This window comes from Azospirillum ramasamyi, assembly GCF_003233655.1.
Classification (GTDB): domain Bacteria; phylum Pseudomonadota; class Alphaproteobacteria; order Azospirillales; family Azospirillaceae; genus Azospirillum; species Azospirillum ramasamyi.
In genome coordinates this window covers 236,158-259,969 of the sequence record NZ_CP029832.1, presented here as the reverse complement: position 1 = coordinate 259,969, position 23,812 = coordinate 236,158, and the positions used below count along the sequence as shown (strand labels likewise).

Here is a 23,812-nt window from a genome sequence, read left to right as displayed (position 1 = left end):
CGAACCTCCCCTCATGCCGAAACCCCAAGCCCGGCCTGCCCGGCGCGGGTCAGCTTCACCCAGCTGCGGGCGCCCGACTGGAAGGACAACCCGCCGCTGTAGCCCACCGCCCGCACGCTGTCGGCGAAGACCTGGATCAGTTCCACCCGCAGTTCCGGCGGCAGGGCGGCGTGGCTGCGCAGGATCAGATCGAAATGGTTCGGCCGCACCAGACCGTCCAGCTGCATCGGCCCGAAGCGGCTGAGGTCCAGGTCGATGAGGAAGCGGCTGCCGGGCTTGCCGCGCGGCCTGCCGTCGCCCTCCTCGTCCTCCTTCAGGGGATGGACATGCAGCTTGATCGGCTTCGGGCCCGTGGAATCCATCAGCGGGATGGTGTAGCTGCGCCAGTCGCCCGGCAGCGCTTCCGCGGCCTCGCGGCGCAGCCCCTCGAAATCCTTGTCCAGCCGCTCCAGCAGGTCGCGCCGCCCGGCCTTGTCGAGCGCGGACGACGCATCGTCGCCGAGCCAGCCCCGCGCATCGCCGCCGCGCATCGCCGCCAGGAAGAAGCCCAGCGCCGCGGTCAGCTTGCGGTTCGGCTGAGGCATGGTCGCCAGCATCGACCTGGCCAGCGCCGGGTCGGACGCCGCCAGTGTCGCCATCAGCTGCCGCATCGCCGGCCAGTCACGCTCGTCGAGCGGCCCCGGCGGGCCGGGCAGGGTGGGGGCCGCCGCCTGGGTCGCCTGGGCAAGATCGGCGAGCGCCGCCGTGACCTTGGCCCCCGGCGGCAGGCTGGCCGGGACGTTGAGGGCCAGCATGCCCTGTTTGGTCGCCAGGATCGGCTGACCCTGCGGCGTGCTGCCGGCGACCGTGCCGCGCAGGACGGGGGTGTCGGGCGGAAGGGTGGGGGCTTCCGCGTCCAGAGAAGGTTGGCTGCCGGCCTGATTGCCGGGCTGACTGGCGGTCTGGCCGCCGCCCTGTCCGGTCCGTCCGCCGGATTCGGGGTCGCCGGGCGGGCGCGGCTGTTGCGGAGGCGGGGTTACGGTCAGGATCTTCAACGCCACCGTGGCGCCGCGCGGCAGCTCGGGCAACTCGGCGGAGGTGCCGCCGGCCGTGCCGGCAGACCGGTCGGGCGTTGCCGGCGCTCCGGCGCCGGGGTGCGCCGCATCGCCGCCCAGCTGGACCGGAGTGCCGAAGGTCGCGCTGCCTCCGGCCGTCGGCGGCGCCGGCATGGATGGCGTGGCGGGTGCCGCAGCCTCGGGCTTGGCCGGACCGGCGGGGTTGCTGCCGGCCGGGGAGGGGGCTGTCGGTTGGGGTGCGGCGCCGCCGGCCGGTGCCGCCGGCATCGGCTTGGCGCCCGATCCTCCGGCGATCACCAGCGCCGGCACCACCGTGCCGGGCAGCAGCGGCGGCAGGGTGGGCGCCGTTGTCGGTGTGGGAGTCGTCGGCAGCAGGACGGCGGGAGTGGCGGCATTTCCGGTCGCCGGGCTGCCCGCCGGCGTCGTGGCTGCGGCCGTTCCGCCCGCCGCTCCAGTCGGATTGCCCAGCGCCTGCAGCAAAATCAACGCGGTGGGCTTGGCTGGGATCGTTCCCGGTGTCGTGGGGGCTAGCGTGGTGGAAGACGGTGTGCCGGTGCCGGGCGTGGTTTGGCCGGGCGTGATCTGGATTGTGACCGGCTTGTCGGGCGGCAGTTGCGTCTTGCTGTCGAGCAGCAGTTCGCCCGCCGAGGTGCGGACGCGGGTCAGGCCTTCCGGCGTCTGGCCGGCGACTGTGCCGGTCAGCACCACCGGGCGGGTCACCTCCGGCAGCCGCTCGGGCAGGCGGACGACCGTGGCCTCGGCCGTAGCGGGTGCGGGCGTGGCGGGAGCCGCCACGGCGGTGGCGGCAGCGGAGGTGACCGATGGAGGGAGCGCCCCGCCCATCGGTTCCGTTACTTGGAGCCGGCCAGCAGCCGCTGCACGATCGCCTCGACGTCGCGCGCCGCGTCGCAGGCCGGCGAACGGGTCAGCAGCGGGGTCTGGCTGCGGATGGCGTCGCGCACCTTCAGGTCGCGGCGGATGATGCCCGCCAGAGACGGCTTGTATTTCAGGAAGTTCTGGCAGGCCTTCAGGATGGTGCCGTAGGTGCGTTCGCCGTCCTTCACGCTCTGCGCCATGTTCACGACGATCCGCAGGTCGGCCGACGGGTTGGTCGCGTGGGTCAGCTTGATGAAGGCATAGGCGTCGGTCAGCGAGGTCGGCTCGTCCGTCGTCACCACCAGCGTGATGCCGGCCGGTCCCGACAGGGTGCGCACCGTGCGGTCGACGCCGGCGCCCATGTCCATCACCACCCTGTCATAGCTCTTGGCCAGTTCCAGCAGGTCGTTGCGCAGGCCCGACAGGCGCTGGCTCGGCAGCTGCGCCAGCGTGCCCGATCCCGAGCGTCCGGCGATGATGTCGAACCCGGTGTCGGGGAAGCGCTGCGCCGCCTTGCCCAGCGTCACCTCGCCGTTGATGACGGCGCCCAGATCGTTCCTGGGCGAAAATCCCAGCTGGATGTCGACGTTGGCGAGGCCGAGGTCGCCGTCGAACAGCAGGGTGTTCATTCCCGCTTTGGTCAGAGCGTGGCTGAGCGTGATGGAGAACCACGTCTTGCCGACGCCGCCCTTCCCGCTGGCCACGGCGATGACGTTGGCGCCGCGCAGCGGGCGAACGTTCTTGAGGGCGGCCGGGAACACCGGATCGGTCATGGCAGGGTCCTCGACGAGGGGGAACTGGAGGCTTTTGCCTTGGTTGCGGATTTTGCGGTTGCGGGCTTCGTCGGTTTGGCGGCGGCGGCTCGGCGTGGCGGCGGGGGTGGCGGCGCCGGTTCGATCTCCGGCTCGTCGTCCTCCGGCTCATAGCCGCGCCCGAAGGTCGGCTTGCGCCTCGGCGTATGGTCCGGCTCCTGGTCCGGATGGCCGTCGTCGTCCTCTTCCCAATCCGCGCTGCGGGCGGCGCGGCGCGGCGCCGGCTCCTTGGCGGCGGGCGCCTTCTCCTCTGCCGGGATCATCATGCGGGCGAGCGCCAGCGGGTTCAGGGCGGTCAGCCCCTCCGCCACCTTGGACGACACGCTGACGTCGCAGAAGGACAGCCGGGCACGCGCCGCGATCGACAGCAGGCTGCCCAGCCGGCGGACCATGTCCAGCCGGGTGACCAGCATGCGCCGCACGCCGACCGCCTTGAAGGCCAGCGCCATGTCGGCGGCCTCCAGCGCGTCCAGACCGGCGGGCAGGACCAGCACCGGCTCCACCTCCCCGGCGGACAGCATGGCGCGGAGATCCTGCATGTCCTCGGCGTCGAAGGGGTTGCGGCCGGCGGTGTCGACCAGCACGAGGTCGGTCTTGCGGAGGACCTCGAAGGCGCCGGCCAGCGCGTCGGGATCCTCCACCGTGGCCAGCTTCAGCTTCATCAGCCGGGTGAAGGCCGCCAGCTGGTCGACGCCGCCCGCCCGCACCGTGTCGGTGGTGATGACGCCGACCGAGCGCTTCTTGAAGACGGCGCGGGCGGCCAGCTTGGCCGCGACCAGCGTCTTGCCGGCTCCGGGCGGACCCACCAGCGCCAGCGGCTTCACCTGCGTGCGCCCGTCCGGCAGCGGGTTGAAGGTGAAATAGGAATCGAGCGCCGAGCCCAGCGCCAGCCTGGGATCATCGGTGTCGAGCCCCGAGGCGGCGTCGATCAGCTGTTCGGCCAGGGTGGCGGGGACGCCGTGGCGCTGCAGGGCGTCGGCCACCACCTCGCCCACGTCGATCTCGGGTTCGACCGGTTTCGGCAGGGCCTTGGCCCGGCCGCCGCGCACAGCGCCGGAAACGGGGGTGGCCGGCAGGTCGTCCTCTTCCACCGCCGCCGTGACGCGCACGCCGCCGCCTTCCTCCTCGCGCGTCGCGACGATGATGGCGTCGTCGCCCAGCGACTGGCGCACCATCCGCATGGCGTCGGACATGGTCTTGGCATGGAAGGACTTCAGCCGCATCGGCAGCGCCTTCCGTCAGGCAAGGGGGAGAGAACGGCGCGCATCGTCAGATCTGCCCCAGGGTCTTGATGCGGGCCTTCGGGTGGATCTCGTTCTGGGACATGACCACGGTAGCCGGCCGGAACCGCTCGACGATGGAGCGGACGAACGGCCGGATGAGCGGGCTGGTCAACAGAACGGGGCTCTCGCCCATCATGGCATGTCGCTCGAAGGTTTGGCGGACGGAGGTGATGAACTGCTGCAGGCGGGATGGGGCCATCGTCAGCTGCCGGTCGTCGCCGTCGCCCACCAGTGACTCTGCGAACGCCTGCTCCCATTCGGGCGACAGGGTGACGAGCGGGATGAATCCCATCTCGTTCGTGTTCGCGTCGCAGATCTGCCGGGCAAGGCGGGAGCGCACGTGCTCGGTGATCTGGGTGATGCTGCGGGTCTGGCTGGTCGCTTCGGATACCCCTTCCAATATGGTGGGAAGATCCCGGATCGAGACGCGTTCGGCAAGGAGATTCTGCAACACCCGTTGCAATCCGCCCACAGTGATCTGATTCGGCACCACGTCGGCGATGAGCTTCTGGTGTTCCTTGTCGGTCTCGTCCAGCAGCTTCTGCGTCTCGGTGAAGGACAGCAGCTCCTGCATGTTGTCCTTGATCAGCTCGGTCAGGTGGGTGGTGACCACGGTCGACGGGTCGACCACGGTGTAGCCCTTGAACAGGGCCTCCTCGCGGTAGCCCGGCTCGATCCAGATGGCGGGCAGGCCGAAGGTCGGCTCCACCGTCTGTTCGCCGGGCAGGCTCATGGCGTCGCCGCGGGGGTCCATGACCAGCAGCATGTTGGGCCGGATGTCGCCGCGCCCGGCCTCGATCTCCTTCACGCGGATGATGTAGGTGTTGGGCGGAAGCTGCAGGTTGTCCTGGATGCGGACCGCCGGCATGACGAAACCGACCTCGCCGGCGATCTGCCGGCGCAGGCCCTTGATCTGGTCGGTCAGCCGGTGGCTTCCCGCCTGCGGCTGGTTGATCAGCGACAACAGGCCGTAGCCCAGTTCCAGCCGGATCAGGTCGATGGCGAGTGCGGTGGCGATCGGCTCGTCCGGTACCGGACCTGCACCGGGCATGCCGCCCGGCCCGGCGCCGGTGGCTGCCTCCTCCGCCGCGGCTGCCTCCTCCGCCTCCTTCTTCGCGCGCAGGCGCGGCATGTACCAGGCGGCGGCGCCCACGACGGCGATGACCGGGACCAGCGTCAGGATCGGCATGCCCGGCAGCATGGCCAGCACGGCGACGGCGCCGGCCGACAGAGCCAGCGCCTGGCTGTGGCCGGTCAGCTGTCCGACCACAGCCTTGTCGGTGGAGCCGCCCATGCCGGCCTTCGACACCAGGAAGCCCGCGGAGATCGAGATGACCAGCGCCGGGATCTGGGAGACGAGGCCGTCGCCGATGGTCAGCTTGGTGAAGGTGTCCAGCGCCTGCATCACCGGCATGTCGTAGCGCAGCACCGCGATGGTGACGCCGCCGATGATGTTGATGAACATGATCATCAGGCCGGCGACCGCGTCGCCCTTCACGAACTTCGACGCACCGTCCATCGAGCCGAAGAAGGCGCTCTCGTCCTCCAGCTCCTTGCGCCGCGCGCGCGCCGTGCCTTCGTCGATCATGCCGGCCGACAGGTCGGCGTCGATGGCCATCTGCTTGCCGGGCATGGCGTCGAGGGTGAAGCGCGCCGCCACTTCGGCGATGCGGCCCGAACCGGCGGTGATGACCTTGAAGTTCACGATCGTCAGGATGGCGTAGATGATCACGCCGATGACGAAATCGCCGCCCATCACCAGATTGGCGAAGGCCTCGATGACATGGCCGGCGGCCGACGTGCCCTCATGCCCTTCCGTCAGGATCAGGCGGGTGGAGGCCATGTTCAGCGACAGGCGCAGAAGCGTCGTGATCAGCAGGATCGTCGGGTAGGACGACAGCTCCAGCGGCTTTTCGATGAACAGCACCACCATCAGGATCAGGATGGAGATGGTGATGTTCAGCCCCAGCATCATGTCGAGCATGACGGCGGGCAGCGGCATGATCAGACCGACCACGACGATCAGGATGCCGATGGCCATCGCCACGTCGCCGCGCTTCAGCGACGCTTTGACGACCGCCCACATCTCGCCGAAGGCGGCCATGTTGCCGGGACCGCCGCCGCCCGGGCCGCCGCCGCTATTCTGTTCCGTCAGCGCCATGGATGCTCCCGCCGCTCAGGGCCCGGTTCCGGACCGGCCCTCAGGCCGTCGCCCGTTCGTCGTTGCCCGGCGCGGGCACGTTGCGGCCTTCGTCGCCGTACTGCTTCAGCTTGTTGCGCAGCGTGCGGATCGAGATGCCCAGGATGTTGGCGGCATGGGTGCGGTTGCCCAGGCAGTGGGTCAGCGTCTCCAGGATCAGGTCGCGTTCCACGTCGGCCACCGTGCGGCCGATCAGCGCCGCCAGACCGGCGCCGGTCCCGCCGGCATTGGCCGCGGCGGCGGCGCCGCTGTTGGCGGCCATGCCGTAGGGGCCTGACTTGCCGCCCTTCGGCGGGCCGTAGCTGGTCGGCAGGGCGCCCGGCGGCGGAACCACCAGGGGAGGGGCGGGCTGGGGCGCATGCGGCTGGGCGGCCGGCACCGTGCCGCCGGGGCCGGCGAACGGGTTGGCGACCGGCGAGTCGGCGGGGATGGAGGCCTGGGCGCTGCCTTCCGGCGCCAGCATCTTGCTGGTCAGCATGATGGCTTCCGGCCCGACCTCCTCGCCGCGCGACAGCAGGACGGCGCGGTGCATGGTGTTTTCCAGCTCGCGCACGTTGCCGCGCCAGTGGTGGGTCTTCAGCATCAGCAGGGCGTCCTCGGTCAGGCGCTTCTCGCCCAGACCGTTGGCCTCCGCGTATTTCCTCAGGAAATGCTCGGCGATCATCGGGATGTCGGCCGGGCGTTCGCGCAAGCTCGGGATCGCCACGCTGAACACGTTCAGGCGGAAATACAGATCCTCGCGGAAGTTGCCGGAGCGGACCTCCGCCTCCAGGTTGCGGTTGGAGGTGGCGATCAGGCGGACATTGACCTTCACCGGCTGGCTGGAGCCGATGCGGTCGATCTCCTTCTCCTGGATGGCGCGCAGAAGCTTGGCCTGCAGGCGCGGATGCATCTCCGACAGCTCGTCCAGCAGGAGGGTGCCGTTGTTGGCCTCCTCGAACTTGCCCAGACGCCGGGCCACGGCGCCGGTGAAGGCGCCCTTCTCGTGCCCGAACAGCTCCGATTCCAGCAGGTTTTCCGGGATGGCGGCGCAGTTCACCGCGACGAAGGGCTCGTTGGCCCGCCGGCTCTTGCGGTGGATGAAGCGGGCCATCAGCTCCTTGCCGGTGCCGCTCTCGCCGGTGATCATCACCGAGGCGTCGCTGGGGGCCACCTGCTCGGCCAGCCGCAGGGTCGCCAGCATGGCCGGGTCGCTGCAGACGATGGAATGGCTTTCCTCCGCCACCGCCTCCAGCACCGCGGCGATCAGCTCGGCGTTGGGCGGCAGCGGCAGGTATTCCTTGGCGCCGGCGCGGATGGCGCGCACGGCGGCGGCCGCATCGGTGCCGATGCCGCAGGCGACCACCGGGATGGTGATCCGCTCCGACTTCAGGCTGTCGATGAAGGTCGCGATGTCCAGCTTGACGTCGATCATCACCAGATCGGCACCGGCGGCGGCCCGCAGGGCGTTCAGCGCCCCTTCGATGCTGTCGGTGTGCGACACCTTGGCCCCGCGCTTCATCGCGATCTTGCCGGCCGCGGTGATGTAGCCTTCCAACGTTCCAACGATCAGCAGACGCATAGCCTTACGCTCCCACTCTCGGGGCTTCCCGGTCGAAATACTGGATCCGCTTTCCAGGCGGCAGGACGGCGTTCAGGAGCATCTCCAGACGCCGCGGATTCTCCTGGCGCGCGATGGATACGGCGCCGATGGTGTAGAGGGTCTTGACCAGCGCGTCCTCCTCCGCCGACCGCTCCACCTTGGCGGCGAGCGGAGAAAGGACGACGTTGCCGAGCACGGCCCCGTAGAAGGTCGTCAGCAGGGCCAGGGCCATCGCCGGCCCGATGGCCGACGGGTCGCTCAGGCTGCCCAGCATCTGCACGAGGCCGACCAGCGTGCCGATCAGGCCCATGGCCGGCGCCACTTCCGAGGCGCGGCGCAGCACGCCGGCGCTCTTGCCCTGGGCGCCAACGGTCGCCTCGACCTCGCCGGTCAGCATCTGCTCGATGGTGTCGGGCGGATGTCCTTCGGTGATCAGGGTCACGCTGCGGTGCAGGAAGGGCTCTCCGCGCAGTTCCGGCAGGACGTTGCGCAGGGTCTCCGGCCCGGCCCGGCGGGCGGCCTCGGCCAGCAGGATCACCTGCCGCGCCACGCCCTTGGGATCCAGCGTCTGGTGGACCAGCACCGCCGCCGCGCTCCGCCACGCCACCGCCACGTCGCCCAGCGAGAAGGAGGCGGTGGTGACCGCCAGCGTCCCGCCCAGCACGATCAGCAGCGACGGCGGGTCGAGGAAGGCGCGCGCCGAGCCGCCGGTGGTGATCGCCAGCAGGATCACCCCCGCAGCCGCGGCAAGCCCGACCAGGGTCGCCACGTCCAGCCCGCCGCGCAGCCGCACGCCCCGCCCCGAGGCGGCTGCGGCTGCCGCCGGCTGCGGCTGGGCCGTCTTGGCGCGGGATGCGGCGCTGTCGGACGGAATCGCCATCAGCCCCGGTCCGACTTGATGATTTCCGTCATGGTCACGCCAAGCCGGTCTTCCACCACCACCACCTCGCCGCGGGCGACCAGGCGGTTGTTGACGTAGATGTCGATGGCCTCGCCGACCTTGCGGTCCAGCTCCACCACGGCGCCGCGGCCCAGCTTCAGCAGCTGCGCCACCTGCATTGTCGACTTGCCCAGCACCGCGGAGATCTGGACGGGGATGTCGTACACCGCCTCCAGATCCTTGGCGATTCCGGGGCTGGCGTAGTCGTCGCCATCGCCACCGTGCAGGTCGTTCAGCGAGAAATTGTCGCTCGGCATGTCGGTCTCGGCCTCCTTCAATCCGGTCACCCCTTAGACGGGGGCCGGAGCCTCCAGCATGTGCGCGGCACGGCGCTCGATCTCGGCAAGCAGCTGGGCGGTGTCCCGCTCCATGCCGCCTTCGGCCCATTCGATGCGGCAGCCGCCGGGCGCGATCGACGGGTCGCCGATCACCATCAGCTTGGCGCCGAAGCCGCTCGCCCCGACGGTGCGGTCCAGATGCTCGCGCACCAGCCCCATCGTGTCCTCCGCCACCCGGATGACCAGCCGAGGCTCGTCGATCAGGTCGGTCAGGCAGTTGCGGACCATCGCCTCCACCTCGGCCATCCCGCCGCGCCGCGCCCATTCCGGCAACAGCTTGCGGACGATGGCCAGCGCCAGATGGACCGGCTGTTCGGAGCGCATGGCGTTGCCCGTCTCATGCTCCGCCAGCAGGCGGGACACCCCGTCGGCGATCTGGGAGAGAGCGGTGGCGATGCGGTTGTTCACCGTCGCCTCGATCTCCGCCTTGCCGCGCTCGTACCCGGTGTTCTGACCGGCGGCCATGCCGTCGGTGAAACCCTTGCCGTATCCGGCGGCCGTGCCCTCCGACTTGCCGGCGGCAAGGCCCTCCTCGTAGCCCTGGGCGCGGGCGGCGGCCAGTTCCTCCTCGCCGAAGGTCGGGGCGGGCGGCAACTCCGGTTCCGGTTCGGGCTCCGTTTGGGCCGACAGCTCGTCCTCCGGTAGCAGGTCATCGTCCTCCACATGGGTCATGCGGGGCACGGCGTCCACATCGAACGACTCGTCGAAGAGGAATTTGCGCACGCTCATCGCCGCGGCACTCCCCCGAAAGACGGTATGGTAACGGAGGCCGGCATGGCTCAGCTCTCCTGATACAGCCAGTTGCGCAGGATGGAGACCGCCTCTTCCGGGTGCTTGTCGACGATCTCGCCGACCTTGCGCAGGGACGACGCGCGGACGCGGCCTTCCACCCGGTTGATGTCGATCATCTGTTCCAACTCCTCGTCGGCCTGCGCCGCTTCCAGCGCCAGATCCTGGGCAAGCGCGCCGGTGGGGGCGGCGAGCGCGGCCGGCATGCCGGCCTGATCGGTCAGCAGGCGGTCCATCTCGTCCTCCTCCTGCATCTCGGCCTTCTCGAAGGCGCGGGAGATCAGGGGGCGGATGACCAGCAGGATGATCAGGACGGCGACGATGCCCAGGACCACCATCTCCGCGATGCGGAACAGGTCGTCCTTGGTCATGCCCATGAACAGCTCTTCCGGCTTCTGGACGTCGTCCTCGGGCGACCAGAAGCGCATGTTGATCACCTCCAGCGAGTCGCCGCGCACGGCGTCCAGCCCCACGGCGGACCGCACCAGCGCCTTGATGCTCTCGATCTCCTGCTCGCTGCGCGGCTGGTAGGCCGGCGGCGCGTCCCTGGAGGTCTGGTAGGTGCCGTCCACCAGCACGGCGACCGACAGGCGGCGGACGGTGCCGGCCTCGCGCACATGCGACTTGGTGGTCTTGGTGATCTCGTAGTTGATCGTCTCTTCGTTGCGGTTCGATTTGTTCGACGACAGCGGGCTGGCGCTGCTGCTGGCCTGCGAGGTCGGCAGGTTCTGGTCCACCGTGACCGGGGCCAGCGGGTCGCGGTCGCTGCTCTCGTTCGATTCGGTCACCGTCTGGGTGGAGCGGACGACCTGGCTTTCCGGATCGAAGATCTCCGACTGCGTCGTGATGCGGTCGAAGTCGAGGTCGGCCGACACCTCCGCCCGGACCTTGCCGTAGCCCAGCGTCCGGCCCAGCAGATCCTCGATGGTGCGGGCAAGCCGGCCCTCATAGGCCTGCTTCTTCTCCTCCGCGCTCGCCAACATCGCCTCGGCGGTGTCGCTGCCGGTGCCGCGGGCCAGAAGACTGCCCTTGTCGTCGACGATGGAGATGCGGTTGGGGTCGAGGTTGGGGACCGAGGCGGCGATCAGCTGCTGGATCGCCTGGATGTTCTCGCGGCTCAGCTGCGCGCCGGGGCGCAGCTTCAGGAAGACGCTGGCGGTGGCCGGGTTCTGCTGGCGGGCGAACAGCTCGCGCTTGGGCAGCACCAGATGGACGCGGGCGTTCTGCACGCCGTTCAGGGTCTGCACCGTGCGTGCCATCTCGCCTTCCAGCGCGCGCAGGTGGTTTATGTTCTGCATGAAGCTGGTGGCGCCGAAGCCTTCGCCCTTGTCGAACAGCTCGTAACCCACCGACCCGCCGGACGGCAGGCCCTGGGCCGCCATGCGCATGCGCATCGGCCCGACCTGATCGGCCGGGACCATGATCTTGGTTCCCGTCTTGTCGACGGTGAAGGGGACCTTCGCCTCCTCCAGCTTCTTGGCGATGGCCGCGGCTTCCGTCTGCTGGAGCTCGGCGTAGAGCAGCTCCATCTCCGGCGAGGACAGGCGGGTCGTCAGGTAGACGAAGAATCCGATCAGCAGCAGCCCGACGCCGCCGATCGCCGCGAGGCGGGCGGGCCCGAGATTGCGCAAGGTCTGCAGCAGGTTGTTCACGCGCGGTCCCCGATCGGAAGTCTTGCCGGCTTGCTCTTGGCATCGGCCGCTTCGCTGATGCGAAACGGTTTTTTGCAAGTTCCGCGCCGGGCTTGCCTACGTCGGGGCATGCTGCGGGGTCTTGATGAAGAGAGGGTTAACTGGCGGCAGTTTTTGCCGGGCGCCCGGCAAAATATGCCTAGTGTCCCGCAAATGTTGCAGTCCTGCGACGGTTCCGAATGGCAACCCTGAGTCACATTGCCGCACCGGATTTGCATCGCGTCATCGCTCCGGCTTGAGCGGTGCCGCAGGTGGCACGACCCAGGGTAGGAGAATACCATTCCCGACACGAAATAAGTGTAAGAGAGTGAACTATCGAACGATCGACGCGAAAGTATTGCTGTACATAAGAGGTAATCGGCCGAGCGGTGGTTGACATTGGCGGGTGCCGGTCATAGCTGAGTTGCATTCCATGCCCGCAACCGGCCGATTCGTCTTGCCCGCCGACGTCTTTCCAGCCTCGACGCCTTTCGCGCCGGGGTCCGGTGCGAAGGGCCAACCGGTGTGCCGGCGGGCGTCGACACGGTTCGGCGGCCTGGACCTGTACAGGATCGAAGGGGAATGCCATGAAACGGCGTGGCCGCGAAAAGAAGGAAGGCCTGAACGAGGTCGATGTGTTCGTCGGTCAGCGCCTGCGCGAGCTGCGCATGCTGGCCGGCCTCAGCCAGAGCGACGTGGCCTCCGCCCTCGGTCTGACCTTCCAGCAGTTGCAGAAGTACGAGCGCGGCTTCAACCGCGTCTCCTCCAGCCGCCTGTTCAAGCTCAGCCAGTTCTTCCGCGTTCCCGTCTCCGTCTTCTTCGAGGGCCTGGAGAACCGCCAGCCGGCGGGCGAGGGCGCCGAGACGCCGGCGGCGGGCGGAGCGGCCGGCGGCGAGGAGCAGGAGAACACCCTGCAGTCGCGCGAGGCGCTGATGCTCGCCCGCTATTTCCAGAGCATCCGCGACCCGCAGATCCGCGCCGCCATCCGCGAACTGGCGGAACGCTGTGCCGAGCAGCAGACGGACGGCGCCGGCGCCGGCGCGGCGCCTCCCCCCAAGCGCGGCCGTGCCCGCCGGGCGGAGCAGGGCGGCCACGCTTGAACCCGCGTCCCCGGCCCCAGGACTGCGAGTTCCGTGGGGCCATGGCTTGAGGCTGGGGCTTCAGGCCGGCCGCAGCCGCCGGTAATGTTCGAGGAAGTCGGCCAGCGCCTCTTCCGGGCCGAGCGGCACGATGGCGGCCTCGTCCGGGGCCGGCAGGTCGCGCCAGTTGACGCGGTGCGGCGCGCAGAGGTCGCGCAGTTCCGTCGCGAGCGCCCGCTGGTCGGCCAGCTTGACCGCCTTCGGCTCCGGGTGGCGGAAGCCGAAGCGCAGGGCGAGCGCGCTCTTGATCGGTTCCACCGCCTGCCGGATGGCGTCGCGGCCGATCCGCACCTTCCATGGCGTCGGCCAGTCGCCGGTGAAGGCCTCCTCGCAGTCATGCATCAGCGCGTCATAGGCATAGCCCTCCGGCGCCAGCCGACTGGCCAGGACGCAGTGCTGTGCGACGCTGAAGAAGCGCTGGGTGTTGCCGACGAAGCGGCACTGGTAGGCCAGCGGCCGGGCGATGTCCTCGATGTCGAACGGGCCGAAATCCGGCCGCTCCAAGTCCACCGTGCGGCCCGAATAGGTGATCATGACCGCGGTCGGCTCGGGCACGTCGAGCAGATCGAACTGGTCCGGATGGGTGACGCGGGGCGACCCGCTGCGCCGTTTCGGCGTGGCTTTCTTCATCCCCGGATCTCTAGCAGATCGGCCGTCCGCCGCTCAACCGCGCGTCCGCATGCTTGTCATACCGGCGAGGGTAAGGACCGACTCATCCGCGATGATATCAATCGTCGCTGCCCGCCGGTTCGCGCACCAGGCTGCTGGTGGCGCTGACGGTGGTCTCCAGCAGCGGGAGCAGGGCGGCGACCTTGTCGGTGTCGTCCGGGTTGTCGTTGATGGCGCGGGCGATCGCGGCCATGCGCGGCGCGCCGAAATTGGCCGCCAGCCCGGACAGGGTGTGGGCGGCCTGCTTCAGTTCCTTCGGGCGTCCGGCCTGAAGGGCGGAGCGGATGGCCGTCAGTTCGCGCAGCGCCGTTTCCGGCAGGAGCTGCAGCATGCCGTCCAGCGCCTCGCCGCCCAGCGCCAGCCGCAGTTCCGCCAGCTTCACCCGGTCGACGAGCGGCAGGGCCATGAAGTGGCCGCCCTCCAGCGCCGGGCGGCAGGGGATCGGCACCACCCGCCCGTCCTCCGGCCGGGTCGCCAGATCCACCAGCACGGCGTTCAGATGCTCCCAGTCGATGGGTTTGGTCAGATAGGCGTCGAGCCCGGCGGCCATGTGGCCGTCCCGGTGTTCAGGCAGGGCATCGGCGGACAGGCCGACGATGGGGATGCGCGCCACCGCGCCGTCCATGCGCCGGATCGCCCGCGCGGTCGACCGCCCGTCCAGCACCGGCATCTCCATGTCGAGGATCAGCACGTCGTAATCGGCCGCCTTGACCGCGTCCAGCACCGCCCGCCCATCGTTGACCGCGTCGATGCGGTGGCCGATGCGGGTCATCATGGCGGTGATCAGCATGCGGTTGATGTCGTTGTCCTCGGCCAGCAGAAGCCGCAGGGCGACGGGGCTCTGCGGCAGCTCCTCCGCCGATGCGCCCGGCAGGCCGCGGTTGCCCAAATCGCCGACCGGCTGGGCTTCCGCCGTGCGCGTCCTGATCGAGAAGCGGAAGGTGGAGCCGCGGCCGGGCACGCTGGCGACGGTGATCTCGCCACCCATCGCCTCCACCAGCCGCTTGCAGATCGCCAGCCCCAGTCCGGTGCCGCCATATTTGCGGCTGGTCGAGGCGTCGGCCTGGACGAAGGCGTCGAACAGCCGCGTGCGCTGCTCCGCCGTTATGCCGATCCCGCTGTCCTCCACCTCGAACCGCAGCGTGACCGGCATGGAGACCGGCGCCGTCGCGCCCTCAGCCGCGGCCTGCCCGCCGGGCGGCGCTGGCGGCGGATCGGGCGACCACACCGCGATCTCGATCGCGCCGCGTTCGGTGAACTTGATGGCGTTGGACACCAGGTTGAACAGCACCTGCCGCAGCCGCGTCGGGTCGCCGCGGATGTGGCGCGGCGTGTCGTCGGCGATGGAGGCGGACAGGGACAGCCCCTTTGCCGCCGCGCGCACCAGGAAAAGCTGGACCACGTCGTCGACCAGCCGGGGCAGGGAGAAGTCGATCTCCTCCAGCATCAGCTGCCCGGCCTCGATCTTGGAGAAGTCGAGCACGTCGTTCAGGATGGTCATCAGCGTGTCGGCCGAAGACCGCAGGGTCCGCACGAAGGATTTCTGCTGGTCCGACAGCTCGGTTCCCATCAGAAGGTCGCCCATGCCGATCACCGCAGTCATCGGCGTGCGCAGCTCGTGGCTCATCATCGCCAGGAAGCGCGACTTGGCGCGGCTGGCATTTTCCGCCGCCATCTGGGCGGCCTCCGCCTCCTCCCGCGCGCCGTCCAGCTTCTCGGCCAGCGCGAAGGTCTCCGCCGCCAGCCGGGTCAGCTGCTCTTCGGCGGTGCGCAGTTCCTGTTCGGACCGGTGGCTGCGGGTGACGTCGGCACAGGACGCGGTGATCCAGCGCGTCGTCCCATCCGGCCCGGGCACCGGCCGCAGGGTCAGCGCGTTCCAGAAGGCGCTGCCGTCCTTGCGGTGGTTCAGCACCTCCACCGACAGCGGGCGCGCCTCCGCCAGGGCGGCGCGGATCGCCGCCGCGGTCTGCGGATCGGTATCCGACCCCTGCAGGAACGAGCTGTCCCGGCCGATCACCTCGTCCGCCCGATAGCCGACCATCTCCAGGAACGCCCGGTTGCAATAGACGATCGGCTGTCCGGGGCGCGTGGCGTCGTTCACCACGATGCCGGCGCCGCTGGCCTCCACCACGGCGGCGAGCATCGCCTCGTCGGGCGAGGCGCCGAAGGGCAGGGCGGGAACGGCGGGCGGTGCGGTCACGGGACGGGAGGTCCTTTTGCGGTTCGGGCTGCAAGGATAAGGCCTCGCGTCGGCGAATGCCATTCTCCGCCGGCAGGGTTTGTGCGGTCAGGCTCTGGCTAACGCAATTTTGTTAACGACTGCGCAACGGTGCGTTACAAAAACTGTGATCGGAGGCGGCCGGCACGAGCGCCGGAGGCAAATGGGGCAAACGGAGGTCGTCATGGTGGTGGAAGCAGGAGGCGTCACTCGTCAGATCCGGACGATCCACGATCTGGGGGTGCTGCTGGTCGAGGACGATGATTTTACCCGAAAGCTGATTTCGCGCCTGCTGCACGACATCAAGGTGCGCGCGGTGTTCGAGGCGGCGGACGGCATCCAGGCGCTCGACATCCTGCGCAGGAACGGCGGGGACGTGGATGCGGCGATCTGCGACCTGGAGATGCCGCGCATGGGCGGGCTGGACCTGCTGCACGCGCTGCGCACCGCCACCGGCAACCCGCTGGCCGATTTGCCGGTCCTTGTCCTCACCGGCCATCGCGAGGCGGATGTGGTCAAGCGCGCCATCGCCTACGGCATCTCCGGCTATCTGGTGAAGCCGGTGTCGAGAGCCGACCTGACCAAGCGGCTGAGCTTCGCCATCCGGAAAATGCAATAGGCCGTTCGTGCGGAAGGGCCACCCTTTGCACAGGCCAACCGGCGCTGGCGCTTTGGCCGCCCTTCCTGTAGACAGGGAGATCAATGCCGCCGCGACGCGAAAGGTCCATGGGTTCCTGCCATCCTTCGCCCGGTCCGCTCCGATCCCGTTTCCGGCATCGGGGAGAGCCGTGAGCAAAGACCGACCTCCCGGGTCGTCCCCCAGGTCGAGCGACGCCCGTCCCCCTGGTGAGGACCGGGCTTGTGCGCGCGTTTCAGACCTGTTGGACGACTTTCTGGCTCGCGGTGACGAGGCTGCCTCCGTCGGCGCCTCGCAATTCTCTTCCGGTCCCACTTCGCCCGACCGTATTTCGTTGGGCGAGGTGATGGCTGCGCTGGGCGACCGTGCCTTCGGCGCGCTGCTGCTTGTCCTGTCGATCCCCAATATCCTGCCGGTGCCCGGCCTGTCGACCGCCACCGGTGTGCCGATGATCCTGATCGGCGCCCAGATGGCGGCGGGCCGGTACGGCCCCTGGCTGCCGCGCCGCATGCTGGCGGTCACCTTCGACCGCAAGGCCTTCCTGGGCGTTATCCGCCGGGCCAAGCCCTGGGCCGACCGGCTGGAGCGGCATCTGCGCCCCCGCATGCCGGTGCTGGCCGGTCCCACCGCCGAGCGATTCCTGGGTCTTGCGGTGATGGTTCTGGCCGGCATCCTCTCCCTTCCCATCGTCTTCGGAAACCAGCCGCCGGCCTTCTCCATCGCGCTGATCGCGCTGGGGCTGATGGAATCCGACGGAGCTTTCGTATCGGCCGGCCTCGTCGCCGGTCTTCTTTCCATCGCCATCATCGCCGCCATCCTGCTCGGTCTCGGGCAGGCGGCGGTCGCAGTGGCTCAACAATTGATCGGTTGAGGGAGCGCCCTTTTGGGCATACCGCCATGATTTGGGAATTGTTGGTCGTTGTCCTGCTGATTCTGATCAACGCCTTCTTCGCGATGTCGGAGATGGCGCTGGTTTCGGCGCGCCGCGGCAGGCTTCAGCAGATGGCCGAGGAGAAGGGCGGCACCGGCGCCCGTGCGGCATTGGAGCTGTCGGAGGATCCGAGCCGCTTCCTGTCGACCGTGCAGGTCGGCATCAGCCTGACCGGCATCATCGCCGGCGCCTATGGCGGCTCCACCCTTGCCGATCGGCTGGGCGGCGTCCTGAACGAGCGGGTCGTGTGGATCGCCCCCTACGGCCACACCGTCGCCTTCGCGCTGGTGGTCGCCGCCATCACCTATTTCTCGCTGATCATCGGCGAACTGGTGCCAAAGCGCGTGGCGCTGATCTCGTCGGAGCGGATCGCCGCCCTGGTGGCCGCGCCGATGCGGACGATCGCGCGCCTGTCCGCCCCGGTGGTTTGGCTGCTGGGCGTGTCGAGCGACGCGGTGCTGAAGCTTCTCCGCCTGCCGACCTCGCGCGAGCAGACGGTGACGGAGGAGGAGGTCAAGACCCTGATCGCCGAAGGCACCCAGAGCGGCGTCTTCGAACCGGCGGAACGCCAGATGATCGAGGGGGTGATGCACCTGTCCGACCGGACGGTGCGGTCGATCATGACCCCGCGCCCCGACCTGATCTGGCTGGACATCGACGACAAGCCCGACGTGGTCGGCCGCGAGATCCGCGAGAGCGGCTATTCCCGCTTCCCGGTCTGCCGCGGCGACGTGGACGAACTGCAGGGCGTGGTGGCCGCCAAGGCCCTGCTCGACCAGTCGCTGAACGGCATCGCCTTCGACCTGAAGGCGGCGATGGTGCAGCCGCTGGTCGTCCATGACGGCACACCGGTCTTCCGTCTTCTCGACCTGTTCAAGCAGGCCAGCGTCCACATGGCGATCGTGGTGGACGAATACGGCAGCGTCGAGGGTCTGGTCACCATGACCGACATCCTGGAGGCCATCGCCGGCGAACTGCCCGACAGCAACCAGGAGGGCGAGGCCGCCGCCGTCCAGCGCGAGGACGGCAGCTGGCTGGTCGATGGCATGACCCCGGTGGAGGAGGTCGAGGCGCTGGTCGGCGTCAAGAACATGAAGGGCGAGGGCGATTTCCACACCATCGCCGGCTTCCTGCTCGACCATTTCGGCCATGTTCCGACCGCGGCGGAGCATCTGTTCTGGAACGGCATCCGCTTCGAGGTCGTCGACATGGACGGCCGCCGCATCGACAAGGTGCTGATCCAGCTGAACCCGGAGATTTCGGAGGGGTGAGGGGGTACCCCTCAATGCACCGCCGTGCCGCCGCCGCGGAACCGCAAATTCTCGTCCCCGTTCGTCGTCCGCACCGCCTGCACCAGGTCGCGCACCTCTTCCGTCAGGTCGTCCGCGCTCCAGCCATGCCCGTCGGCCCCGGCCACCACCAGCAGGCGCAGGGTGGTCCGCAGCAGATCCCCGGCCTCCCAGCCGTTGGAGCGTTCCGCCTCGCGCGCCATGTGCAACAGGCCGGTGGCGCAGTTCAGGACCTCGGGGTCGACCTTCATCGGGCGCTCCTCCTTGCTCGCGGGGGGAGATTGGATGGTATGACAAACAATAATTGGGGCGCGGCCTTCGTCTGTCAAACACGTCCTTCGGAAGTGGCGGTAAGCACTTAAGTACTGTCTGTTGCCCCTCACTCATCCAGCGGCGGCAGACGGGAAACGAAACGACCTTTGACACCCTGGGGCCATTGCCTAAACGGAACGATTCCGTCCGTGGTCGCGGCATAGGCGCGCAGATAGGCGGCGAGCGTTTCCGCCGTCGCCTCGTCCGGGGCGAAATCAGCCAGCACATAGCTCATCCGCCGGGCGGAGCGCACGGCGACGGCGCAAGGGCGGCTGCAGGTCATCAGGCAGCGCGTCGGCCGCAGCCGCACCTGCGCGGCCAGATCGGGGGCGTCGGCCAGCACCCGCTCCATCAGCGCCGCCAGCTCCGCCCCCGGACGGACGGCGTCGGGCGGGTCTTCCGGACGGCGGCAGGTTTCGCAGACGACAAGCTCGACGGTCATGCTTGGGCTTTCTGAGAATTCGCGGTTCTTGCCGACCGACAGCTAGAGGCCGTTTCGGACGCTGTCAACGCGCTTGCGGCTTGCCAACCGACGGCAAACTCCCGACGATGCGGTCGGGCGGACCTCCAGGACGGAAACGGCGGACGGGCATGAGCGCGAGGCAACGGATCGTCCGTGAACGCCGGCAGTACAACCAGCTCGCCGCCGACCAGACCATGGAGGATTATGCGCTCCGCTACACGGCGGAGCGGGCGCGGCGCTGGACCGCCTGGCGCGTCGCCAACACGGCGCTGGGCGCCATCTCCTTCCTGGCCTGCGAGGCGATCGGCGCCGCCGTCACCCTGGCCTACGGCTTCGAGAACGCCATGGCCGCCATCCTGGCGGTGGCCGTGCTCAGCATCCTGGTCGGCCTGCCCATCACCTATCATGCGGCCAAGGCCGGGGTGGACATCGACCTGCTGGCCCGCGGGGCCGGCTTCGGCTATCTCGGCTCGACCATCACCTCGCTGGTCTACGCCTCCTTCACCTTCCTGCTGTTCTCCATCGAGGCCAGCATCATGTCGGCCGGGCTGACCATGGTTCTGGGCATCCCGGCCTCGCTCGCCCATGTCATCAGTTCGCTGGCGGTGATCCCCATCGCCGTCTACGGCATCCGCTTCATCAGCCGCATGCAATGGGCGACGCAGCCGGTGTGGATCCTGCTGCAATGCGTGCCGCTGGCCTATTTCTTCCTGCTCGACAGCGAAACGCTGGCGCAGTGGACGTCGCTGCCCGGCGTCTATGCTCCCGACGGCGGCTTGTCGCTGCTGCCCTTCGGCATGGCGGCCTCCGTCCTGCTGTCGCTGCTGCCGCAGATCGGCGAGCAGGTCGACTACCTGCGCTTCCTGCCCTCCCAGGCCCGCATCGGCAAGCTGCGCTGGTGGGGGGCGATGCTGGCCGGCGGACCGGGCTGGGTGCTGATCGGCAGCCTGAAGCTGGCGGCTGGCTCGCTGCTGGCCTTCCTGGCGCTGAAGCACGGCATGCCGGCCGGGGACGCGGTGCAGCCCAACAGCATGTATCACATGGCCTTCCTCGACGTGTTCGGCTCGCCCGCCGCGGCGCTGGCGCTGACCGGCATCTTCGTCGTGGTCTGCCAGATGAAGATCAACGTCACCAATGCCTATGCCGGCTCCATCGCCTGGTCGAACTTCTTCTCCCGCCTGACCCGCAGCCACCCCGGCCGCGTCGTCTGGCTGGTGTTCAACGTGCTGCTCGCCCTGCTGCTGATGGAGATCGGCATCCTCGGCGTGATCGAGAGCATCCTCGGCCTCTACGCCAATGTCGCGGTGGGCTGGCTGGGAGCGGTCGCCGCCGATCTCGCCATCAACAAGCCTCTCCGGTTCAGCCCGCCGGGGATCGAGTTCAAGCGCGCCCACCTCTACGACATCAACCCGGTCGGCACCGGGGCGATGGGGCTGTCGGTGCTGTGCTCCACCACCGCCTTCTTCGGGCTTCTGGGGCCGGTGGCCCAGGCGCTGGCCCCCTTCATCGGGCTGGTGGTCGCCTTCACCGCCGCCCCGCTGATCGCCTGGAGAACCAGGGGCCGCTACTACATCGCCCGCAAGTCCGACAATCTCCCCGGCGACGCCGCGACCGTCCGCTGCTCGATCTGCGAAAACCACTTCGAACGGCCGGACATGGCCTTCTGCCCGGCCTACGACGCGCCGATCTGCTCGCTCTGCTGCACGCTGGAGGCGCGCTGCCACGATCTGTGCAAGAAGGACAGCCGCTTCGCCGAACAGATCGCCCACAGCCTGCAACGGATCCTGCCCAAACGCCTGGCGGCCGGGGTCCACACCCGCACCGGCCATTTCATCGGGGTGATGACGCTGTTCTCGCTGGTGCTGGGCGGGGTGCTGATCGTCATCGATTTCCAGTACGTCAACGCCGAAGCGGCGGAGCGGGCGGCGATCCACACCGCGCTGTTCACCGTCTTCGTCTGCCTGTTCATCCTGTCCGGCGTCGCCGCCTGGCTGCTGGTGCTTGCCCATGAAAGCCGCCGCAAGGCGGAGGAGGAGACCGCCCGCCAGACCGCCATGCTGATGGACGAGATCGCCGCCCATGAACGCACCGACGCGGCCTTGCAGAAGGCCAAGGAGGTGGCCGAGGCCGCCAACGCCGCCAAGAGCCGCTACATCATCGGCGTCAGCCACGAGATCCGCGCGCCGCTGAACGCCATCTCCGGCTATGCCCAGCTTCTGGAGAGCAACAGCACCCAGCGCCCGCAGGACGCCGTGCGCGTCATCCGCCGCAGCGCCGAACATCTGTCGAACCTGATCGACGGGCTGCTGGACATCTCCAAGATCGAGTCGGGCCTGCGCCGGCTCAGCCGCGACAAGGTGCAGCTGATCGACTTCCTCGACCAGCTGGCCGACATGTTCCGCATCCAGGCGACCGCCAAGGGGCTGGAGTTCCGCTATGCCCGCGTGCCGCACCTGCCGTCCTGGGTCCACACCGACAGCAAGATCCTGCGGCAGATCCTGATCAACCTGCTGTCCAACGCGGTGAAATACACCGAGACCGGCCATGTCGCCCTGACCGTCCGCTACCGCAGCCAGATCGCCGAGTTCGAGATCGCCGACAGCGGCATCGGCATCCGGGAGGAGGATCTCGACCGCGTCTTCGAACCGTTCGAGCGAGGGCGCGGCGCGGCGGTCCGGGCGGTGGCCGGAACCGGGCTCGGCCTCACCATCACGCGGGTGCTGACCCGGATCATGGGCGGCGACATCGCCGTGCGCAGCAAGCCGGGGGAGGGCAGCGTCTTCACCGTCCGCCTGCTGCTGTCGGCGGCGATGCACCGGCCGGGCGAACAGGCGGAGCGCCGCGCCGTCACCGGCTATGCCGGGCCGCAGATCACCATCCTGCTGGCCGACGACGACCGCGACCATCTGGCGCTGATGACCGACATCCTGCGGCCGCTCGGCTTCGTGCTGTTCACCGCGTCCGACGCCGCCGGGTGCCTGGAACTGGCCGCGCAGTGCAAGCCGGACCTCGCCATGCTCGACATCTCCATGCCGGGGGAGAGCGGTTGGGACGTGGCCGACGGGCTGCGCCGGCAGTTCGGCGACCGCATCCGCATCGTCATGGTGTCCGCCAACGCCTACGAGGCGCAGGGGCCGGGCGACGGCCGGGCGCCGCACGACGCCTTCGTCGCCAAGCCCATCGAGATTCACGCCCTGCTCGACCGCATCCAGGCGCTGACCGGGCTGGAATGGATCCATGCCGCGGAAAAGCCGCCGGAACCGCTTGCGCCGGCACCGGCGGCGGTCAAGCCTGCGGAGCCGTTGCCGGCGCCCGTCGTCGCGGCGGCCCCCGCCCGGCCGCCGGACTCCGCGCTGCGTCATCTCGACGACCTGCGCCAGTTGGGCCGGATCGGCTACATTCGCGGCATCGAGGCCAAGCTGCGCGAGATCGAGGCCGAGGACGCCGCTGCGGCGCCCTTCGTCGAACGGCTGCGGATCCTCGTGCGCGCCTTTGACCTGAAGGGCTACATGCGTGCGGTGGAACTGGCCGCCGAAGGCGGTGACGAGGGACCGAAGGGAGAGGCAGTGGACGGGGCCGTGACAGGATGAAGCGCCGCGACATGATCCTGGTGGTGGACGACACCCCCGACACGCTGGGATTCCTGACGGAGGCCATCGAACAGGCCGACCTGACAGTGCTGGTCGCCGTGGACGGCGAAAGCGCGCTGGAACTGGTCGGCCAGATCACGCCGGACCTGATCCTGATGGATGCGGTCATGCCGGGGCTGGACGGTTTCGAGACCTGCCGGCGGCTGAAGCAGATCCCCCACCTGTCGCACCTGCCGGTGATCTTCATGACCGGCCTCAGCGATACCGAGCATGTGGTGAAGGGGCTGGAGGCCGGCGGCGTCGATTACGTCACCAAGCCCATCGTGGTGGACGAGCTGATCGCGCGCATCCGCGTCCACCTGACCAATGCCCGCGTCGCCTACGGCGCCCGCGCGGCGCTGGACGCCACCGGCCGCTTCCTGCTGGCGACCGACGGGGAGGGGCGGCTGCTGTGGTGCACCCCCCAGGCGGAACGTCTGCTGGGCGGGCTGCTGCCCGGCCCGGACGGCGTGCGCCCGGCTTCGGCCGGGACGCTGGCAGCCGGCCTGGTCCGTCTGCGGCAGGCGGCCGGCCCCGGCGGCGCGGCGGAGAGCTTCGCGCTCGACCTGCCGGACGGCGAGGGGGTGCGCCGGCTGGAATTCACCTATCTCAGCCCGGCCAACCCGGACGAATACCTGTTCCGCCTGAGCGAGCCCGCCGCCGGCCGCCAGGAGGCGATCCTGCGCGACGCGCTGGGCCTGACCGCGCGCGAGGCCGAGGTCCTGCTGTGGATCGCCAACGGCAAGCCCAACCGCGACATCGGCGAGATCCTGGGCATCAGCCCGCGCACGGTGAACAAGCATCTGGAGCAGGTCTTCGCCAAGCTGGGCGTGGAGAACCGCGCCTCCGCCGCGGCGCTGGCGATCCGGACTCTGGCGGCGCGGGGGTGAGCGGCTCCCCTCTCTCCCAAGGCTGGATAATCGCATTTGGAAACCGGTGACGACCTTTCGCTTCGGATGCCCTTCTCCCACAAGGGGAGA

19 protein-coding genes are annotated in these 23,812 nt (G+C 69.2%); 6 read left to right on the top strand and 13 right to left on the bottom strand.

Features of this window, described 5'->3' with window-relative positions:
- Nucleotides 1-11: 11 nt before the first annotated feature.
- The 9 genes from DM194_RS20525 to fliF are packed head-to-tail and all read right to left on the bottom strand — an operon-like array spanning nucleotide 12 to nucleotide 11,527.
- The gene (locus tag DM194_RS20525; protein WP_111069424.1) at nucleotides 12-1,898 is read right to left on the bottom strand and encodes a hypothetical protein; all 1,887 of its coding nucleotides are present in this window, start codon (nucleotides 1,896-1,898) and stop codon (nucleotides 12-14) included.
- Nucleotides 1,899-1,906: 8 nt separating this feature from the next.
- Nucleotides 1,907-2,704: a MinD/ParA family protein gene (locus DM194_RS20520; protein WP_111069423.1), complete on the bottom strand. Its 798-nt coding sequence runs from the start codon at nucleotides 2,702-2,704 to the stop codon at nucleotides 1,907-1,909.
- Complete coding sequence (locus tag DM194_RS20515) at nucleotides 2,701-3,966, bottom strand: flagellar biosynthesis protein FlhF (RefSeq protein ID WP_111069422.1); 1,266 nt, start codon at nucleotides 3,964-3,966, stop codon at nucleotides 2,701-2,703. The genes DM194_RS20520 and DM194_RS20515 overlap by 4 nt, the downstream gene beginning before the upstream one ends.
- A 46-nt stretch (nucleotides 3,967-4,012) precedes the next feature.
- Nucleotides 4,013-6,187 (bottom strand): flagellar biosynthesis protein FlhA, encoded by a 2,175-nt coding sequence (gene flhA, locus DM194_RS20510; protein WP_111069421.1) that lies wholly within the window; start codon nucleotides 6,185-6,187, stop codon nucleotides 4,013-4,015.
- Nucleotides 6,188-6,227: 40 nt separating this feature from the next.
- Complete coding sequence (locus tag DM194_RS20505; RefSeq protein WP_111069420.1) at nucleotides 6,228-7,787, bottom strand: sigma-54-dependent transcriptional regulator; 1,560 nt, start codon at nucleotides 7,785-7,787, stop codon at nucleotides 6,228-6,230.
- A gap of 4 nt (nucleotides 7,788-7,791) precedes the next feature.
- Complete coding sequence (locus tag DM194_RS20500; protein ID WP_111069419.1) at nucleotides 7,792-8,688, bottom strand: motility protein A; 897 nt, start codon at nucleotides 8,686-8,688, stop codon at nucleotides 7,792-7,794.
- The gene (gene fliN, locus DM194_RS20495; RefSeq protein ID WP_111069733.1) at nucleotides 8,688-9,005 is read right to left on the bottom strand and encodes a flagellar motor switch protein FliN; all 318 of its coding nucleotides are present in this window, start codon (nucleotides 9,003-9,005) and stop codon (nucleotides 8,688-8,690) included. Before fliN ends, DM194_RS20500 begins: the two co-directional genes overlap by 1 nt.
- A 33-nt stretch (nucleotides 9,006-9,038) precedes the next feature.
- Entirely contained in the window at nucleotides 9,039-9,815 is a 777-nt protein-coding gene (locus DM194_RS20490; protein WP_111069418.1) for a FliH/SctL family protein, read from the bottom strand.
- A 50-nt stretch (nucleotides 9,816-9,865) separates the two neighbouring features.
- The gene (gene fliF / locus DM194_RS20485; protein ID WP_111069417.1) at nucleotides 9,866-11,527 is read right to left on the bottom strand and encodes a flagellar basal-body MS-ring/collar protein FliF; all 1,662 of its coding nucleotides are present in this window, start codon (nucleotides 11,525-11,527) and stop codon (nucleotides 9,866-9,868) included.
- Between the two features lie 605 nt (nucleotides 11,528-12,132).
- On the opposite strand from fliF, the gene DM194_RS20480 reads away from it, so the two are divergent.
- Nucleotides 12,133-12,645 (top strand): helix-turn-helix domain-containing protein, encoded by a 513-nt coding sequence (locus DM194_RS20480; protein WP_111069416.1) that lies wholly within the window; start codon nucleotides 12,133-12,135, stop codon nucleotides 12,643-12,645.
- A 60-nt stretch (nucleotides 12,646-12,705) separates the two neighbouring features.
- Here DM194_RS20480 and DM194_RS20475 read toward each other — a convergent pair whose 3' ends face one another.
- Nucleotides 12,706-13,314, bottom strand: a complete 609-nt coding sequence (locus DM194_RS20475) for a transcriptional regulator (RefSeq protein WP_111069415.1) — start codon at nucleotides 13,312-13,314, stop codon at nucleotides 12,706-12,708.
- Nucleotides 13,315-13,411: 97 nt separating this feature from the next.
- Nucleotides 13,412-15,553 carry an ATP-binding protein gene (locus DM194_RS20470; RefSeq protein ID WP_111069414.1) on the bottom strand — a complete coding sequence of 714 codons (2,142 nt, stop codon included), beginning with the start codon at nucleotides 15,551-15,553 and terminating at the stop codon, nucleotides 13,412-13,414.
- A gap of 202 nt (nucleotides 15,554-15,755) precedes the next feature.
- Here DM194_RS20470 and DM194_RS20465 point away from each other — a divergent pair, with 202 nt between their 5' ends.
- The 3 genes from DM194_RS20465 (at nucleotide 15,756) to DM194_RS20455 (ending at nucleotide 18,410) form a co-directional block, all read left to right on the top strand.
- Entirely contained in the window at nucleotides 15,756-16,190 is a 435-nt protein-coding gene (locus tag DM194_RS20465; RefSeq protein ID WP_111069732.1) for a response regulator, read from the top strand.
- 262 nt (nucleotides 16,191-16,452) lie between these two features.
- Complete coding sequence (locus tag DM194_RS20460) at nucleotides 16,453-17,079, top strand: exopolysaccharide biosynthesis protein (RefSeq protein WP_246024538.1); 627 nt, start codon at nucleotides 16,453-16,455, stop codon at nucleotides 17,077-17,079.
- A gap of 26 nt (nucleotides 17,080-17,105) precedes the next feature.
- Nucleotides 17,106-18,410, top strand: coding sequence for a hemolysin family protein (locus DM194_RS20455; RefSeq protein WP_111069412.1), 1,305 nt, complete (start codon nucleotides 17,106-17,108; stop codon nucleotides 18,408-18,410).
- Nucleotides 18,411-18,421: 11 nt separating this feature from the next.
- On the opposite strand, the gene DM194_RS20450 is transcribed toward DM194_RS20455, so the two are convergent.
- Nucleotides 18,422-18,679 carry a hypothetical protein gene (locus DM194_RS20450; protein ID WP_111069411.1) on the bottom strand — a complete coding sequence of 86 codons (258 nt, stop codon included), beginning with the start codon at nucleotides 18,677-18,679 and terminating at the stop codon, nucleotides 18,422-18,424.
- A 128-nt stretch (nucleotides 18,680-18,807) separates the two neighbouring features.
- Entirely contained in the window at nucleotides 18,808-19,182 is a 375-nt protein-coding gene (locus DM194_RS20445) for a DUF1636 domain-containing protein (protein WP_111069410.1), read from the bottom strand.
- A gap of 149 nt (nucleotides 19,183-19,331) precedes the next feature.
- Between DM194_RS20445 and DM194_RS20440 the strand changes: the two genes are divergently transcribed.
- On the top strand, nucleotides 19,332-22,793 hold the full coding sequence (locus DM194_RS20440; RefSeq protein ID WP_111069409.1) for a hybrid sensor histidine kinase/response regulator: 3,462 nt from the start codon (nucleotides 19,332-19,334) through the stop codon (nucleotides 22,791-22,793).
- The gene (locus DM194_RS20435; RefSeq protein WP_111069408.1) at nucleotides 22,790-23,722 is read left to right on the top strand and encodes a response regulator transcription factor; all 933 of its coding nucleotides are present in this window, start codon (nucleotides 22,790-22,792) and stop codon (nucleotides 23,720-23,722) included. The genes DM194_RS20440 and DM194_RS20435 overlap by 4 nt, the downstream gene beginning before the upstream one ends.
- Nucleotides 23,723-23,812 lie beyond the last annotated feature (90 nt).